Origin of the sequence: Bradyrhizobium sp. LTSPM299 (assembly GCF_000938235.1) — a bacterium.
In the GTDB taxonomy this organism is placed as follows: Bacteria; Pseudomonadota; Alphaproteobacteria; order Rhizobiales; family Xanthobacteraceae; genus Bradyrhizobium.
Genome location: NZ_JYMU01000094.1, coordinates 35,597 through 51,310, shown reverse-complemented (window position 1 = coordinate 51,310; position 15,714 = coordinate 35,597). Strand labels below are relative to the sequence as shown.

The 15,714-nt window shown below is 64.0% G+C and carries 15 protein-coding genes; 3 read left to right on the top strand and 12 right to left on the bottom strand.

The window, feature by feature from the left end:
• Nucleotides 1-26 precede the first annotated feature (26 nt).
• Together UP10_RS40095 and UP10_RS40090 are read right to left on the bottom strand one after the other, a co-directional pair.
• Entirely contained in the window at nucleotides 27-617 is a 591-nt protein-coding gene (locus tag UP10_RS40095; protein WP_044592669.1) for a thiamine pyrophosphate-dependent enzyme, read from the bottom strand.
• Entirely contained in the window at nucleotides 614-1,147 is a 534-nt protein-coding gene (locus tag UP10_RS40090; RefSeq protein ID WP_044592668.1) for a thiamine pyrophosphate-binding protein, read from the bottom strand. Before UP10_RS40090 ends, UP10_RS40095 begins: the two co-directional genes overlap by 4 nt.
• Nucleotides 1,148-1,356: 209 nt before the next feature.
• Between UP10_RS40090 and UP10_RS40085 the strand changes: the two genes are divergently transcribed.
• From UP10_RS40085 to rocD, 3 genes are all read left to right on the top strand, one after another.
• Nucleotides 1,357-2,580, top strand: a complete 1,224-nt coding sequence (locus tag UP10_RS40085) for a cytochrome P450 (protein WP_044592667.1) — start codon at nucleotides 1,357-1,359, stop codon at nucleotides 2,578-2,580.
• A gap of 4 nt (nucleotides 2,581-2,584) precedes the next feature.
• Nucleotides 2,585-3,262: a potassium channel family protein gene (locus UP10_RS40080; RefSeq protein WP_044592666.1), complete on the top strand. Its 678-nt coding sequence runs from the start codon at nucleotides 2,585-2,587 to the stop codon at nucleotides 3,260-3,262.
• A 212-nt stretch (nucleotides 3,263-3,474) separates the two neighbouring features.
• Nucleotides 3,475-4,689, top strand: coding sequence for an ornithine--oxo-acid transaminase (rocD, locus tag UP10_RS40075; RefSeq protein WP_044592665.1), 1,215 nt, complete (start codon nucleotides 3,475-3,477; stop codon nucleotides 4,687-4,689).
• Nucleotides 4,690-4,773: 84 nt separating this feature from the next.
• On the opposite strand, the gene UP10_RS40070 is transcribed toward rocD, so the two are convergent.
• From UP10_RS40070 to UP10_RS40025, 10 genes are all read right to left on the bottom strand, one after another.
• Nucleotides 4,774-5,919 carry an alpha-hydroxy acid oxidase gene (locus tag UP10_RS40070; protein WP_044592664.1) on the bottom strand — a complete coding sequence of 382 codons (1,146 nt, stop codon included), beginning with the start codon at nucleotides 5,917-5,919 and terminating at the stop codon, nucleotides 4,774-4,776.
• A 115-nt stretch (nucleotides 5,920-6,034) separates the two neighbouring features.
• Nucleotides 6,035-6,898, bottom strand: a complete 864-nt coding sequence (locus UP10_RS40065; RefSeq protein ID WP_044592663.1) for a sugar phosphate isomerase/epimerase family protein — start codon at nucleotides 6,896-6,898, stop codon at nucleotides 6,035-6,037.
• Nucleotides 6,898-8,091: a dihydrodipicolinate synthase family protein gene (locus UP10_RS40060; protein ID WP_044592662.1), complete on the bottom strand. Its 1,194-nt coding sequence runs from the start codon at nucleotides 8,089-8,091 to the stop codon at nucleotides 6,898-6,900. Before UP10_RS40060 ends, UP10_RS40065 begins: the two co-directional genes overlap by 1 nt.
• Before the next feature lie 14 nt (nucleotides 8,092-8,105).
• The gene (locus tag UP10_RS40055; protein WP_044592661.1) at nucleotides 8,106-9,257 is read right to left on the bottom strand and encodes a Gfo/Idh/MocA family protein; all 1,152 of its coding nucleotides are present in this window, start codon (nucleotides 9,255-9,257) and stop codon (nucleotides 8,106-8,108) included.
• Nucleotides 9,254-10,657: an enolase-like domain-containing protein gene (locus tag UP10_RS40050; protein WP_044592660.1), complete on the bottom strand. Its 1,404-nt coding sequence runs from the start codon at nucleotides 10,655-10,657 to the stop codon at nucleotides 9,254-9,256. The genes UP10_RS40055 and UP10_RS40050 overlap by 4 nt, the downstream gene beginning before the upstream one ends.
• Nucleotides 10,658-10,669: 12 nt before the next feature.
• Nucleotides 10,670-11,518, bottom strand: a complete 849-nt coding sequence (locus UP10_RS40045) for an ABC transporter ATP-binding protein (RefSeq protein WP_044592659.1) — start codon at nucleotides 11,516-11,518, stop codon at nucleotides 10,670-10,672.
• A 163-nt stretch (nucleotides 11,519-11,681) separates the two neighbouring features.
• Nucleotides 11,682-12,680 carry an ABC transporter substrate-binding protein gene (locus tag UP10_RS40040; RefSeq protein WP_044592658.1) on the bottom strand — a complete coding sequence of 333 codons (999 nt, stop codon included), beginning with the start codon at nucleotides 12,678-12,680 and terminating at the stop codon, nucleotides 11,682-11,684.
• Nucleotides 12,681-12,717: 37 nt separating this feature from the next.
• On the bottom strand, nucleotides 12,718-13,527 hold the full coding sequence (locus UP10_RS40035; protein WP_044592657.1) for an ABC transporter permease: 810 nt from the start codon (nucleotides 13,525-13,527) through the stop codon (nucleotides 12,718-12,720).
• Nucleotides 13,528-13,792: 265 nt separating this feature from the next.
• Complete coding sequence (locus UP10_RS40030) at nucleotides 13,793-14,500, bottom strand: TetR/AcrR family transcriptional regulator (protein ID WP_197087021.1); 708 nt, start codon at nucleotides 14,498-14,500, stop codon at nucleotides 13,793-13,795.
• A 292-nt stretch (nucleotides 14,501-14,792) separates the two neighbouring features.
• Nucleotides 14,793-15,641 carry a VOC family protein gene (locus UP10_RS40025; RefSeq protein WP_044592655.1) on the bottom strand — a complete coding sequence of 283 codons (849 nt, stop codon included), beginning with the start codon at nucleotides 15,639-15,641 and terminating at the stop codon, nucleotides 14,793-14,795.
• Nucleotides 15,642-15,714: the final 73 nt, after the last annotated feature.

Here is a 15,714-nt window from a genome sequence, read left to right as displayed (position 1 = left end):
GGTTCTATTGCACCGCGAAAGCAGTTTTATATCGGAGTGCGTCCGAAAGACCCGCGGATGCGGTTCACGATGTAGGTTCCATCGCGGCTCGACAGCACCCGCTCCAGATTGGCGCCGTCGATCTTAGCGCTGGCGAACCGGGGCCCTGTCGTAACATCCTGTAAAGACAGGGCAAAAGCCTCGACCTCGGCCATTGTACCGATCGCCTTGCTGTCCTTGATTCCGCAGGCTTTGGCAACCCCGACGAGATCGGCGGAAGCGGCGGTGTGGCTGATCTGACCGCCGGTTTCGCCATAGGCCTCGTTGTCGAGCACGACGATCGAGAGATTGGCCGGCTTCTGCAGGCCGACGGTGGCGAGGCTGCCCATGCCCATCAACATCTCGCCGTCGCCGGTTATCACGACCACCGGCAGGGACGGCTGCGCCAGCGCAAGCCCGAGACCGATCATCACCGCGCCGCCCATGGCGCCCCAGAGATAGAGGTTGCGGTCATGGTCGCCGGCGGCGGCGATGTCATAGGTCGAGGCGCCGAGGCCGCCGACGGCGATGGCGCCGTTCCGGTCCTTGAGCAGTTGCGCAACGACGGCGCGGCGGTCGAGGAGATTGGCTTTGCTCATCTGGTGAAGACCTTTGCCCCGATCAGGCGCTGCGACAGCAACACGGCGGTCGGCGTGCAGGCGTTGTAGGCCTGCGCCGCACCGGCATCGACAACCTCGCGCACCTCGTCGGGGTGCGAGGCGCGCAGCACCTTGATTCCCGACAATTCGAACACCGCCTGGGTGCTCGAGCCCATCGGCACCTGCCAGGGATTGAACTCGCCCCATTCGCCGCGCATCGTCACCAGCGTCAGGAACGGAAAGCGGAAGATCTGCGTCAGCGACAGCATGTTGATGCAGTTGCCGACCCCGCTCGACTGCATCAGCAGCACGCCGCGCTGGCCGCCGGCCCAGGCGCCTGCGAGCAGCGCCACGCCCTCCTCCTCGGTCGTCAGCGAGATGCCCCGCATCGTCGACGAGCTCAGCACGCGCTCGATCAGCTCCGAATGGCCGGCATCCGGCACATAAGGCACCTGGCGCACCTCGAAGCGCTGCAATATCGCAAAGATCTCCTCTGGCCAGGAGGCCGCAGTTTCTGCGCGGGCATGCATCGGCGTTTCCAGTCCCAGATTGTTTGGCCGCGACTGTAGAGGGGCCGGCGCTTTTCATCAAAGCGCAAAGCCGCATATGGCTCTGCGATTTCCGCACCACATCGCGCGCCGCCGCGCGCTTGCGGACACCCCGCAAATCCTGTTGCGCGGCGTTCGCCTCCCGCCTAAGATAGTTGCAAGTGAAACTAATAAAGGTTGGAAACTCCGGTATGGACAGGCACGCGCGCGAGCTGGCTGACGGGTTCGACCTGGCACATCTAACGCCGGAGTTCTACGCCAACCCCTACCCGACCTATCGTGCATTGCGGGAGACCGCGCCGGTCAAGCTTCTGCCGAACGGCTGCTATTTCCTGACCCGCTATGACGACCTCGTCACCGCCTACAAGAACACCAAGGCGTTCTCGTCCGACAAGAAGAAGGAGTTTTTGCCGAAATACGGCAACTCCCTGCTCTACGAACACCACACCACCAGCCTCGTCTTTAACGATCCGCCGGCGCACACCCGCGTGCGGCGGCTGATCATGGGCGCGCTGTCGCCCCGCGCGATTGCCGGGATGGAGGGCGACCTGATCGCACTGGTGGACTCCCTGCTCGACCGCATCAGCCCCAAGGACCGCTTCGAGCTGATCGGCGATTTTGCGTCCGCGATTCCCATCGAGGTGATCGGCAATCTGCTCGACGTGCCGCGCGACGAACGCGAGCCGTTGCGCGACTGGTCGCTGGCGATCCTCGGCGCTCTGGAGCCGGTCATCAGCCAAGAGGCGTTCGAGCGCGGCAACAATGCCGTGAAGGACTTCCTCGCCTATCTCGACACCCTCGTCGAACGCCGCCGCGCAAAACCGGGCAATCCCGAGCGCGACGTCCTGACGCGATTGATCCAGGGTGAAGAGAATGGCGAGCGCTTGACCGCGAAGGAGCTGCTGCACAATTGCATCTTCCTGCTCAATGCCGGCCACGAGACCACGACCAATCTGATTGGCAACGGGCTCGTAACCCTGTTGGACTTCCCGGAACAGAAGAAGCGCCTGATCGAGCAACCCGACCTGATCAAGACCGCGGTCGAGGAAATGCTGCGCTATGAAAGCTCGAACCAACTCGGCAACCGCATGGCCGTCGAGGACATCGAGCTCGGCGGCGTCAAGCTGTCGGCGGGCACGCTGGTGACGCTGTGCATCGGCGCCGCCAACCGCGACGGCGCGCAATTTCCCGACGCTGAAAGTTTCGACGTCGCGCGCACGCCGAACCGCCATCTCGCCTTCGGCACCGGCGCGCATCAATGCGCAGGGATGGCGCTGGCGCGGCTCGAGGGCGCGGTCGCAATCTCACGATTCCTCAAGCGCTTCCCGAACTATGCGCGCGACGGCGAGCCGGTGCGCGGCGGCCGCGTCCGTTTCCGCGGCTTCCTCAGCGTGCCATGCCGGCGCGAGGCGTGATTCGATGAGCGTCGAGCAACTGCGCGAGCGCTGGGGCGATTCACTGCTGACAGTGCTGACCGGGGTGATCCTGGTCATGATGTTCGTGGTGGCGCCGCTGCAGGCGCTCGGCCTGTTCGAGTTCCAGGTGTTTGAACTGTTGCTGGCGATCTTCCTGGTCGGCGGCGTCTTCCTGATGTCCGGCAGCGCGCTCGCCGTCATCGCGATGCTGGTCGCGCTGGCAATGATCGTGGTCGGCGCAGTCTTGCGGATTCGTTCGCCCTCGATCCTCGACCTCAATCTGTTCGCCGGCTCGTGGCTGATCGTCGGCGTCACCATGGCCGTGACGGTGGCGCGCGCGACCTTCGCGCCGGGACGCGTCACCTATCACCGCGTGATCGGCGCCGTCCTGCTCTATCTCACGGTCGCGGTGATCTTCGCGGCGCTCTACACCTTCGTCGGCACGCTGGTACCATCAGCCTTTTCCGGCATGAAGGTCGAGGACAGCCCCAAGCTCGCAAGCCAGCTGATCTATTTCTCGTTCGCCACGCTGACGACGACAGGCTATGGCGACGTCGCGCCGCTGCACCCGATTGCGCGCAGCCTGTGCAATGTCGAGGCGATCTTCGGCCAGCTCTACCCGGCAACGCTGCTGGCGCGGCTGGTCACGCTGGAACTCGCGCACCGGGATCAGGATTCGTGACGCGCAAGTGCGTAGGGCAAAGCGAAGCGTGCCCACCACCGCGAGAACAGCGTTGATAGTGAGCACGGCGCTTCGCGCCTTTGCCCACCCTACGGTTCCTGCACCCGGTGGCGCAACCTATGCAATCTACTTAAAGCCACGCTGAGCGGTACCTAAATCAGGTATAGTGCGATCAGACCGCACCCGCCGCGCCACAACTGGAGTGACGACACATGCGTCCGCCAGTCACCGATTTCATCGCGAGAGAAGCGCAGTTCGGCGCCCAGAACTACGCGCCGCTCGGCGTCGTGCTGTCGCGCGGCGAAGGCGTTTGGGTGTGGGACACTGATGGCAACCGCTACCTCGACTGCCTGTCGGCCTATTCGGCGGTCAATCAGGGCCACTGCCATCCGAAGATCCTCGCCGCCATGGTGCAGCAGGCGGGCCGGCTGACCCTGACCTCGCGTGCCTTCCACAACGACCAGCTTGCACCTTTCTACGAGGAACTCGCTCATCTCACCGGCTCCCACAAGGTGCTGCCGATGAACAGCGGCGCCGAGGCAGTGGAGAGCGCGATCAAGTCGGTGCGCAAATGGGGCTACGAGGTCAAGGGCGTGCCTGACGGCGAGGCCGAGATCATCGTCTGCGCCGATAATTTCCACGGACGCACGCTGGCGATTGTCGGCTTCAGCACCGACCCTGCGACGCGCGCGCATTTCGGGCCGTTCGCGCCGGGCTTCAAGATCATCCCGTTCGGCGACGCCAAGGCGCTCGAAGACGCGATCACGCCCAACACCGTGGCCTTCCTGGTCGAGCCGATCCAGGGCGAAGCCGGTGTCGTCATTCCGCCGCCGGGCTATTTCACCCGCGTCCGCGAACTCTGCACCGTCAATGACGTGATGCTGATCCTCGACGAGATCCAGACCGGGCTCGGCCGCACCGGAAAACTGCTGGCGGAGCAGCACGAGGGCATCGAGGCCGACGTCACGTTGCTCGGCAAGGCGCTGTCCGGCGGCTTCTATCCGGTCTCGGCGGTGCTTTCCAACAACGAGGTCCTCGGTACGCTGAAGCCCGGCCAGCACGGCTCGACCTTCGGCGGCAACCCGCTCGCCTGCGCGGTGGCACGCGCGGCGCTGCGCGTGCTGGTTGGCGAAGGCATGATCGAGAACGCAGCCACCGAGGGCGCGCGCTTCCTCGAAGGCTTACGCAGTATCCGCGCCAACACGGTCCGCGAGGTGCGCGGCCGCGGGCTGATGCTCGCGGTCGAGCTTCACCCCGAGGCCGGCCTCGCCCGCCGCTACTGCGAGGCGCTGCGCGAGAGCGGTATCCTCGCCAAGGACACCCATGATCACACCATCCGCATCGCCCCGCCGCTCGTAATCACGCACGATCAGGTCGATTGGGCGCTGGAGCGGATCGATGCCGCGCTGAAGCGGGATTTCTCGTGACGGCGGAACATGTGAGGTGGGCAGTAACGGCAATCCGAGCGTCGCGCGGCCAAAGTCGCGAGCTGACGCGAGCGCATCGGACGGCTATCTGAAGCGCAAGTTCGCACGCGAGAGCTGGCTGATCGAGGAACATCCCATCAGCCGCATGTCCCGCACCAGTTCCGCCTGCAGAAGACCAAGCGCTCGCTCGACCCCGGCCTGGCCGGCCGATGCCAGCGGATAGAGATAGAAGCGTCCGAGGCCGACGGCCTTGGCGCCCAGCGACAATGCCTTCAGCACATGGCTGCCGCGCTTGATGCCGCCGTCCATCATCACATCGATCCGGTCGCCCACGGCATCGACGATCTCGGCCAGTTGATCGAACGCTGCCCGCGAGCCGTCGAGCTGCCGGCCGCCGTGATTGGACAGAACGATGCCGGTACAACCGATTTCAACCGCCCGTTTGGCATCCTCAACCGACATCACGCCCTTCAGGCAGAACTGGCCATTCCACTGCCGGACCATTTCGGCGACGTCCTCCCATGTCATGGCCGGATCGAGCATTTCCGTGAAATATCGCCCGATCGACATGGCACCGCCGCTCATGTCGACATGCTCGTCGAGTTGCGGCAGTTTGAAGCTTTCATGGGTCACGTAATTGATGGCCCACGCCGGCTTGATGGCGAATTGAAGCATGCCGCCGAGCGTGAGCCGAAACGGAATCGAAAAGCCGGTGCGCAGGTCACGCTCGCGGTTGCCGCCGGTGATGCTGTCGACGGTCAACATCATCACGTCGACACCGGCTTGCTTGGCGCGTTGCATCATCGCGAAGTTCAGACCGCGATCCCGGTGGAAATAGAACTGATAAACCTGCGGCGTATCGTGCGCCTTGCGCAATTCCTCCAGGCTCACGGTACCAAGGGAAGACACGCCAAACATCGTGCCGTATTTCGAGGCTGCGGCCGCGACGGCCCGTTCGCCCTGATGATGAAACAGACGCTGCAGCGCGGTCGGCGAACAATAGAATGGCGTTGCCAGCTTCTGCCCCATCACGGTGACCGAGAGATCGACCTTCTCCACGCCGCGAAGGACATTGGGCACCAGGTCGCAACGATCAAAGCTCGCGGTGTTCTGCCGAAGCGTCGCCTCATCGTCCGCCCCGCCGTCGATATAATCGAAGATCGGCCCCGGCAGCCGCCGCCGCGCCAGTTCGCGGAAGTCATGGAAATTGTGGCAATCGCTCAAACGCATGTCGTGCTCCGAAGGTCCGGACCGCGGAGTTCAACCGGCTTTCTTGTGCCGTTCACACCCACAGCACCCGGAATAACGGGCATGCGTCGCCTTGTCCACCGAACGAGTCGTTGGGTCAAACGACCGAGCGGTGCCGCTCGATGCACGCCGTCAAGACCGCGTCCATCGGCCGGTCCCACCAATCATTCGAAAAGATCTCGATCTCCGAATAGCCGGCAAAGCCTTGTGCTTCGACGGCTGCGCGCACCGATCGGATATCGATGACGCCGTCGCCCATCATGCCACGATCGTTGAGGATGTCCCTGGTCGGCACCAGCCAGTCGCAGACGTGGAACGCGAGCAGGCGATCCGCGGCCGCGCGTGCGATCTGGGCTTTCAGCTCCGGATCCCACCAGATGTGATAGACGTCGAGCGCGACGCCGATCGCGCCGGTCCTCTCAGGATCGAGCGCGTCGCAGATGTCGAGTGCGTGCCTGGTGGTATTGACGCAGGCGCGGTCGGCGGCATAGGCCGGATGCAGCGGCTCGATCGCGAGCGGCAGCTTGGCCTGCTTTGCATACTCCAGCATCTCCGCGATGCCGTCATGCACCTGACTGCGCGCCGCCGCGATGTCCTTTGATGCCGCACTGCCCGGCCGCGAATATTGCGGCAGGCCACCGACCACCAGCACGATACAGGGCGCGCCGAGCGCCTTCGCCTCGTCAACCGCGCGGCGGTTGTCGTCGCGCGCCTCGATCCGATGCGCGGTATCAGCCGTAAACATGCCGCCGCGGCAATAGCCTGACAGATCGAGCCCGGCGTCCTTGACCGCGCGAACGGCGCGATCGAGGCCAACGCCGGCGACCTGGTCGCGCCAGGGATCGATGGCGCGGATGCCGTGACGCACGCAGGCCTCGATGATCTCAATGAGATCGCCCTGCTTGCGGACGGTTGCCGTGTTCAGCGACAACCAGCGGTGGTCATTGGAAAAGTCGCGCATCAGAGTTCGATACCGCGTGTGGCAAGGATCGTCGTCATCCGCCGCGTCGCCAGTTCCGGATTGGCTAGTAGCCCGGCCTTGTCGGCAAGACGAAACAGCTCGGCCAGATGAAGCGTCGAGCGCGCGCTCTCCTGTCCCCCGACCATGGTGAAATGATCCTGGTGGCCGTTGAGATAGGCCATGAACACGATGCCGGTCTTGTAGAACCGCGTCGGCGCCTTGAAGATATGGCGCGACAGCGGCACCGTCGGTCCCAGCACGTCGTGGAAGCCGGCCTCATCGCCCGCAGCGAGCCGCGACAGTGCATAGGACGCCGCTGGCGCGATCGCGTCGAAAATGCCGAGCAGCGCGTGCGAATATCCCCTGTCGTCACCGGCGATCAGTTCGGAATAGTTGAAGTCGTCGCCGGTATACATCTTGACCCGCGCATCGAGCCGCCGGCGCATGTCGATCTCGCGCTGCTTGTCGAGCAGCGAGACCTTGACGCCGTCGACCTTGGCCGCGTTGGCGTTGATGATGGTGACAGCGGTGTCCATCGCCTTGTCGAGATCGGCGGTACCCCAATAGCCAGCCAACGCCGGATCGAACATGTCACCGAGCCAGTGGATGATCACGGGTTTGCGGACCTGCGACAGCACGCGATCATAAACCCTGGCGTAATCCTCGGCACTCTTGCCAAGCTTTGCCAGCGCACGCGACGCCATCAGGATGATGCGGCCACCGGCCTTCTCGACGGCGGCGACCTGTTCCTCATAGGCCCGGATCACATCGTCGATCGACTTGGCATCTTCCACCGCGAGGTGGTCGGTGCCGGCACCTGAAAACACCAGCGCGTTGCCTTTCGCCTTTGCCGCCTTCACCGAACGCTGGATCAATTCGAGCGAGGTCGGCCAGTCGAGCCCCATGCCCCGCTGCGCGGTGTCCATCGCTTCGGCAACACCGAGGCCGAGGTCCCAGACATGCTCGCGGAATGCAATGGTCCGGTCCCAGTCGATCGCCGCCGTCAGCCACGGATCGACGTCGGCGCGCGGATCGGCCACCACATGCGCCGCGGAGAACGCCACGCGATTGAGTGTGCCTTGAAGCTTCGCCGGAAAGGTCCGCGACGCCGCGAGGCGATAGGTCTCGAGGCCACCACCCGCGGTCGGCAGCTTCAACGACAATGAGGACATCGGCAGGACGGGCTTGTTCATGACAAAAGTCCTCCTCAGACCACGATCGGCGCGACGTCGATCCAGCGCCGTTCCTTCCAGCTCTTCAGCGCGCATTCGGCAAGCTGCACGCCCTTGGCGCCTTCGAGCAGCGTATATTTGTAGGGCGCATCCTCGCAGACATGGCGGATGAACATCTCCCACTGCTCCTTGAAACCGTTGTCGTAGACGACATTCTCCGGCAGCTTCTGCCAGTCGCCATAGAAATCATGCAGCCGCTTCTCGTCCGGATTCCACACCGGCCGCGGCGTCGCCTGGCGCGCCTGGATCACGCAGTCGGTCAGACCCGCGACCGCCGAGCCGTGGGTGCCGTCGACCTGGAAGGTGACGAGGTCGTCGCGATAGACCCGCGTCACCCAGCTCATGTTGATATGCGCGATCACGCCGCCCTTGAGCTTGAAGGTGGCATAGGCTGAGTCGTCGGCGGTTGCCTTGTATTGCTTGCCCTTCTCGTCAAAGCGCTCGGGGATATCGGTGTTGCCGATGCAGACCACGCTCTCGACCTCGCCAAACAGGTTGTCCAGCACGTAGCGCCAGTGGCAGACCATGTCCAAAATGATACCGCCGCCATCTTCATTGCGGTAGTTCCAGGATGGCCGCTGCGCCTCCTGCCAGCCGCCCTCGAACACCCAGTAGCCGAATTCGCCGCGCACCGAGAGCATGCGGCCGAAGAATCCGGAATCGCGCAGGAAGGCGAGCTTCTTAAGCCCCGGCAGGAACAGCTTGTCCTGCACCGTGCCGTGCTTGAGGCCTTTTGAATTGGCGAGCTTCACGACCGCGACCGCCTCTTCCAGATTGGTCGCGATCGGCTTCTCGCAATAGACATGCTTGCCGGCGTTGATCGCCTTGGTCAGCAGCGAGGGCCGCGCCTGCGTGGTCGCGGCGTCGAAGAACACAGTGTCGCCCTTGTCTGATAGTGCCCGGTCGAGATCGGTGGTGTGGCGCTCGATTTTGAAGCGTTTTGCCAGTGCAGCGACCTTCTCGGCGTCGCGGCCGACTAGAATCGGATCGGGTATGATGCGGTCGCCGTTCGCAAGCTGTACGCCACCCTGGTCGCGGATCGCAACGATCGAGCGGATCAGATGCTGGTTGAGCCCCATCCGGCCGGTGACGCCGTTCATGATCAGGCCGAGGCGTTTGGTCGTCATAGTGCTTGCTCCTGCAAAACGCGTTGTCTTGGCCGCTTGAGCGGCTGCATCGTGGACCAGTCCGGATGGACCGAACTGGCAAAGCCTGGTGCGATCAGCGATCCCGTCAGGAGATCGCCGTCATGGATCGCGAGGCGGACCTTGCCGCCATCGCGCGCGTAGAGATCGGGATGCGCGGCGAGGAAGGCATCGGCTTCGCTCGCCGGCGTCTCGGCAAAGCCGTCGACATAATGGTGCCCGTTGCGCTCGGCATGGGTCACGCCGATCAGGGCGCCGAGCGCGAGATCCTGCTGCACCGCGAGCCCGGCCTGGCAGGTCAGATCCTCGCCGCTGACGAAATAGCAGTCGCCATCCGCGCTCCATCCTGCCGCGCGGGTCGCGTTGATGATCGATTTGTAGAAGCCTTTGCAGGATTTCGAGGAGATGCCGCGATAGCCGAGCGCGCGCGCCGCGGGGAATGCGTCATAGGAATCGTCGGCCTCGTCAATGATGACATTGCCCGCGGCAAGCCGGCCGAGCGGCGAGGTTTTGGTGATGTCGCGCGGCATCGGCTGCTCGATATAGAGCAAGTTTGAAGCGATCGGCGCGAGCGCAGAATCATGGTCGAGCCGGTCGACCAGCGCATTCAGTGCGGCCAAATCGGCATACTGCTCGTTGGCATCGAGCGTCACCTTGATGGCGTAAGGCCGCGTCGCCAACTCCTTGCCGATCCGCGCCAGCCGCGCCGCGTCATGTACGGGATCGCCGTTCAGCTTGAGCTTGAAATAGCGAGTGCCGGCATTCTCCTTCGGGTCCGCGACACCGCCCTCGCCTTCGATCCTGTCGTCCATTCCGACCGTGTGCCTGACCGCGACGCGATCGAGCCGCCTGCGAGACGTGAGGAACCGGGCAATCGCAACATCGTCGATATCAGGCGCCAGTCGCGCGTCGAGCCCTGCGATATTCTGCGCCATGCCGTCGAAAAAGCTCACACCGGCCACGCGCAACAGCGCATCCAGGATCGCCTTGTCGATTTCCGCCGGACCAAAGGCCGCGGCAAGCGGCGGGATATCCTCCTTCGCGCAGGCCACGACCTGCGCACCGATGCAAGCCGCATGCAGACCGAACGCCGTGTCAAATCCCTTGTTCGCCAGATAGAGTTCGCGCGCAATCAGCAGCGAGCGGCGGAGCTCATCGATCGTCTGCTCCGGCGTCAGCTCCGGTCGCTTGTCGAACCATTTCGGCGCCAGCAGTTCGGCGCCGGCGCCAGTCGCGCGGCCCTTGCCCTCCACCTCGATCTCGACCCGCACGAACATCTGCGTTGCCGCGTTCATCGTCACCGCGCCAAAGCGGAACGGCCGGGCGAAAGCGACCGGACGTTCGAAGAAGGCGATATCTTTGACAGCGACGCGAAGCAACATCGATGGTCTGGCCTAGTCCAGCGTACCCTGCGTGAAGAAATGTTTCCGGATCCGCTGCACCAGCTCGGTGAAGACGGGATCGGACATCGAATCCAGCGAGCGCGGCCGCGGCAGCGGCACGTCATAGATCGCGGCGATCGCGCCGGGACGCTCGGTCATCACGAGCACGCGGTCGGCGAGGAACACGGCTTCCGGAATCGAGTGGGTGATCAGCAGCACGGTCTTGCCGGTCTCGCGCTGGATCCGCATCAGCTCGACATTCATGCGCTCGCGCGTCATGGCGTCGAGTGCGCCGAACGGCTCGTCCATCAGCATGATCTTGGGATCGTGCACCAGCGCCCGGCAGATCGAGGCGCGCTGCTGCATGCCGCCGGAGAGCTGCCACGGCAGCTTCTTCTCGAAGCCGTCCAGCCCGACCAGCTTCAAGAGAGCCTTGGCGCGGGCAAGATATTCGGCCCGCGGCAGCCCCTTCATGTCGATCGGCAGCATCACGTTGGACAGGATGTTGCGCCATGGCAGCAGCAGCGCGTTCTGGAACACGATGCCGACATTGCCGTGCGGCTTTGTCACCAGTTCGCCATCGACCAGCACCTCGCCAGTGGTCGGCGGCAGCAGACCCGAGATCATCTTGAGAAGCGTGGACTTGCCGCAGCCGGACGGACCGACCACGACGAAGAACTCGCCATCATTGATGGTGAAGTCGAGCGGCCGCAGCGACGGCACGTCGCCGTCGCGGGACCGGTAGGTCTTCGAGACGCCTGACAGTGTGATGCCCGGCGTGCCGCCGGCCGCGCGGTCCGACACCAGGCGCAGATGCGCCCCGGGTTGGCTGAGATCGGTTGGCTTCGTTGCAGGGTTCATCGCAGTCTCCACTCGTCGTCCCGGCCGAGTGCGCTGTTGCGCACGGAGCAGGGACCCATACGCCGTGCCTTCTCGATCGGGCACGGAGGGAGAGACCTTCCGCAACACGCGTGGCCGGTGGTTATGGGTCCCGGCCTTCGCAGGGACGACAGTGTGGTGTGACTCACGAGTCGCCCTTCGGCAAATAGTCGTTGCTGTAAAACGCCTTCGGATTGTCCTTGGCCTTGGCGTCGAGACCGCCATATTCGACCATCAGATTGACCGACTCGGTCATGTTCTGGTCGGTGACCTGGAACGGCCGCTTGTTCTTGGTCTCCGGCGTCCGATAGAGCGGGATCGTCAGCTCAAAACCCTGGGTCAGCGTGTCGATCTTGCCGCCCTTCGGGTTGGCATCGAGGATCGATTGCGCCGCGGCCTTCGGCACCTTCTCGGCGGCTTCCACAGCCCTTGTTGTCGCCGACATGAAGCGGCGGACCAAATCGGCGTTGGCTTTCACATAATCGGAGTTCGCGATGATGCCCGACGACACCATGTTGATGCCGTAGTCGGCGAACTTGATCGGATAGACGTCCTTCCCCGTCGCGTCCTTGATCTTCATCGACTGGTCCATGACGTAGCCGAGCAGCAGGTCCGCCTGGCCGTTGATCACGGCGTTGAGCTTGGTCTGGCCGTCGCCGGCGACCGTCTGGAAATCGCTTTCCTTCAGCCCGGTCTTCTTCAGGAACAGCGGCCAGATCTGCGTCATCGAATCCGCCGGCGTGATCGCGACCGTCTTGCCCCTGATGTCCTCGGGCTTCCTGATGTTCTTGTCGACAAACCCCATCGCCGACATCGGGCTGGTCTGCAGCAGCACGCCGGTCGCGATCACGGGCGCGCCCTTTACCGCTGCGCGCATCATGGTGGGCACGTCGACATAGCCGAAATCGGCGGTCTTGGCGGCGACGGCCTGCGTGGTCGCAGCCGAACCGCGGCCTTCCTGGATCTCGAGGTCGATGCCTTCGGCAGCGTAAAGGCCCTTGGCCTTGCCGTAATAGAACGGCGCGTGCTCGCCATAAACGTACCAGTTCAGCATCAGCACAACCTTGTCGGCCGCGGCGGCCGGCGCAACCGCCAGTGCGGTCCAGGCCAATGTTGCAATAACTGCAGTGATCAAACGCATCAGATAATCCTCCCGTTGTTCTTGTTCTTATGCAGTGACCCTACGCAGCAAAGATGATGTCCGCGCGCTGGCTGACGTGCCAGGGGATCACCAACCGCTCGATACGGTCGACGATCCAGAACAGAATTACGCCGAGCAGTGCCAGGATCACCAGTGCTGCAAACATCGTCGGCAGGTCGAAGGTGCCGATCGAGCGCTGCAACACATAGCCGATGCCGGAATTGGAGCCGACGAACTCGCCGACGACGGCGCCGACCACGGCAAGCGTCACCGACACTTTCAGGCCGGAAAAGATCGCGGGCATCGCATGCGGCAGGTTCACCGCGCAAAACACCCGGAAGCGGCTGCCCTGCATCGCGCGCGCAAGATCGACCATGTCGGGGTCGACGGACTTGAAGCCCTGCACCGCAGAGACCACCACGGGGAAGAAGCCGAGCAGGAACGCCGAGATCACCTTCGGAATGATGCCGAAACCGAACCACACCACGAACAGCGGGGCGATCGCGATCTTCGGCACCGATTGCGAGAACACCAGCAGCGGATAGACGTAACTCTCCACCGTCCTCGAGCCCGCGATCAGCATCGCTGTGGGAATGCCGAACAGCGCCGAGAGCGCGAAGCCGCAGATCGTCGCATAAGTGGTCGGCCAGGACTGCCACAGCAGCTCCGGCCAGTCGGTCCAGAGCACCGCGACGACGTCGCCGGGCGACGGGATCTGGTAGGCCGGAATATGGAACAGGCGGATCGAGAGGTCCCAGGCGGCCACGATGACGGCCAAAAACAGGAACGGCCGCAGCCAGGCCGCATTCAGCACCCTCGACACGCCTGAAGGGCTCTTCGCCTCCGCCACGTCACGCTCCCCTGCATTTCAGTTCTTCGGGGAAGAAATTAACCCGTTGGATAAATACTGTCCAGCCCCTCACAGGCGGTAAAATCGGGGCGAGAACTTCGACTTGGGTCAAGATTGGCGTCGTCCCGGCCTAGTGCGCAATTGCGCACGGGGGGCCGGGACATCACCACCGATGCTTGTTGTGGAGAACAGAAGCCAACGCGCACCGTTTAAAACCGATGGGCCGCGGCGTATGGGTCCCGGCCTCCGCCGGGACGACGAAAATTCAACTCACCTGACGTTCCGCCGACAGCAGCGCCGGCATCCTGGCCTTGCCAAACGACGCCGTGGATTTTCCGGTCAGCGCCGCCAGCACCAGCGCGACCATGTGGCTCAGACGCTCGTCGCGAGCGTCCTTCTTCAAGAGGTCGCGGCCGAAGATCACGCTCAGCGTGGCGCTGTTGGAGAGATAGAAGAAGCAGAGCCCGGCGATCGAGATGTAGAGCTGCACCGGATCGACCGCGACGTGGAAGTCGCCGCTCTCGACGCCCCGCGTCACCACCGTGCGGATCATCTCGACGAACGGCGAGTGCATCGACTTGACCTTGGTCGAGCGCTTCAGGTGCTTTGCTCTCGCGAGGTTTTCGGTGTTGAGCAGCGCCAGGAACTCGGGGTTGCGCAGAAAATAGTTCCAGGTGAAGTCGATCAGGCGCGCGATCGCCTCCGGAGGATCGAGGTGCTCGAGGTCGAGCGTGCGCTCCTCGGCGCGGATCTTCTCATAGGCGCCTTCCAGCACCTCGAGATAGAGATCCTCCTTGTTGCCGACGTGGTAATATAGCATCCGCTTGTTGGCGTCGGCGTTGGCCGCGATGCGGTCGACACGCGCACCGGCGAGGCCATGGGCGGCAAATTCCTGCTTCGCCGCCTCGAGAATGCGCTGCCGCATGCCCGCGGGGTCGCGCTGCCACTTCAATATTCGCTTCGCTTTGGCCAAATCGATTGCTCGGTGATGCTGGACTGATGAATGTAGCACGACCCGCGGCGTTTGAGAACGAATGTTGTCGTGATGGTGGGTGAATGCGGAGCGTTCTTGCGGTTGCGATGGCCGCCCACTCCCGCCCGTCATTCATCCCGGGCTTGACCCGGGACCCATAACCACAAATGTTGATTATCGCGCGAAGCTGGAACGACGAGTCCCGCCTACAACATCCGCCGCGGAATATGGGTCCCGGCCCCCCGTGCGCAATTGCGCACTAGGCCGGGACGACGCGCGGATGGTCTGTCGCCTACTCCCCCTTCCCCGCCGATGGCTGCACCAGCAGCGTCGGCACGCCGCTTGTGCCACTGCGCACCGTCATCACGCGAGTGCCGGGCTTGCGGCCGGTTCTGATCTCGGAGACGTCGACACCGGCGGCGGCGAGCCGCGCATGGGTGGCTTCGATGTCGGCGACGCGCCAGCAGAGGCCGCGCAGGCGATCGGGCGCATTCGAATCCACCTTGCCCGGCCGATGCGTGACCTCGACGATCAGGTCGCCACAACGAAAGAACATCAGCCGGCCCCAGTCCGGATGCGAGCGGTCGAGCGCCATGTCGAGCCCGAGCCGCGCGCCATAGAGCGCGGCGCCGCGCTCCGGATCGGCCGTGGCAACAACCACATGGTCCATCGCGGTGATCGAGCCCGGCGACGTGCGCACCGAGAGCGGCCGCTCCTGCTCGCGCTCCAGGAAGAACATGCGGATGCCCCGCGTCGCATCGGTTGCGGCCCGCGTGCGCTTCCACGACAGCACGGCGCCGCTGGTCTCGTCGCTGCTCTCGACCTCGGCGACCGGTTCGGGCTTCAGCGTCAGCCGCTCAAGCCGGCGGTGCGTCTTTGCGATATCGCTGGTGCGGAAGCAGAGGCTCGCGAGCCCCTCGCCCTGGGTGGCGAGCGCGCTGCGGACACGCTGGGCTGCGGCATCGTCGCCGTGGGGCGCCAGCAATTCCAGCGTGGTGTTGTCGAGCGTAAACAGCACCCGGTCCGCGCCGTCGCCGCGGTTGCGCCAGCTAGGCGCCCGCGCAAACAAGGTCTCGTAGGCGGCGCTGGCAGCGGCGATGTCGCCGGTCAGGACGACGACGTGATCAAGACCGGTGATCATGGCCGCGATGTCCCCGAATTGGCCTTCATGATGCTCTCCCCTCAGGCCCAGTCAGGAACCACGGGCAACAACC

Excerpts from the sequence above, each read along its gene's own strand:
- UP10_RS40095 (WP_044592669.1), bottom strand. The coding sequence starts at position 617 with ATGAGCAAAGCCAATCTCCTCGACCGCCGCGCCGTCGTTGCGCAACTG.
- UP10_RS40090 (WP_044592668.1), bottom strand. The coding sequence starts at position 1,147 with ATGCATGCCCGCGCAGAAACTGCGGCCTCCTGGCCAGAGGAGATCTTT.
- UP10_RS40085 (WP_044592667.1), top strand. The coding sequence starts at position 1,357 with ATGGACAGGCACGCGCGCGAGCTGGCTGACGGGTTCGACCTGGCACAT.
- UP10_RS40080 (WP_044592666.1), top strand. The coding sequence starts at position 2,585 with ATGAGCGTCGAGCAACTGCGCGAGCGCTGGGGCGATTCACTGCTGACA.
- rocD (WP_044592665.1), top strand. The coding sequence starts at position 3,475 with ATGCGTCCGCCAGTCACCGATTTCATCGCGAGAGAAGCGCAGTTCGGC.
- UP10_RS40070 (WP_044592664.1), bottom strand. The coding sequence starts at position 5,919 with ATGCGTTTGAGCGATTGCCACAATTTCCATGACTTCCGCGAACTGGCG.
- UP10_RS40065 (WP_044592663.1), bottom strand. The coding sequence starts at position 6,898 with ATGCGCGACTTTTCCAATGACCACCGCTGGTTGTCGCTGAACACGGCA.
- UP10_RS40060 (WP_044592662.1), bottom strand. The coding sequence starts at position 8,091 with ATGAACAAGCCCGTCCTGCCGATGTCCTCATTGTCGTTGAAGCTGCCG.
- UP10_RS40055 (WP_044592661.1), bottom strand. The coding sequence starts at position 9,257 with ATGACGACCAAACGCCTCGGCCTGATCATGAACGGCGTCACCGGCCGG.
- UP10_RS40050 (WP_044592660.1), bottom strand. The coding sequence starts at position 10,657 with ATGTTGCTTCGCGTCGCTGTCAAAGATATCGCCTTCTTCGAACGTCCG.
- UP10_RS40045 (WP_044592659.1), bottom strand. The coding sequence starts at position 11,518 with ATGAACCCTGCAACGAAGCCAACCGATCTCAGCCAACCCGGGGCGCAT.
- UP10_RS40025 (WP_044592655.1), bottom strand. The coding sequence starts at position 15,641 with ATGATCACCGGTCTTGATCACGTCGTCGTCCTGACCGGCGACATCGCC.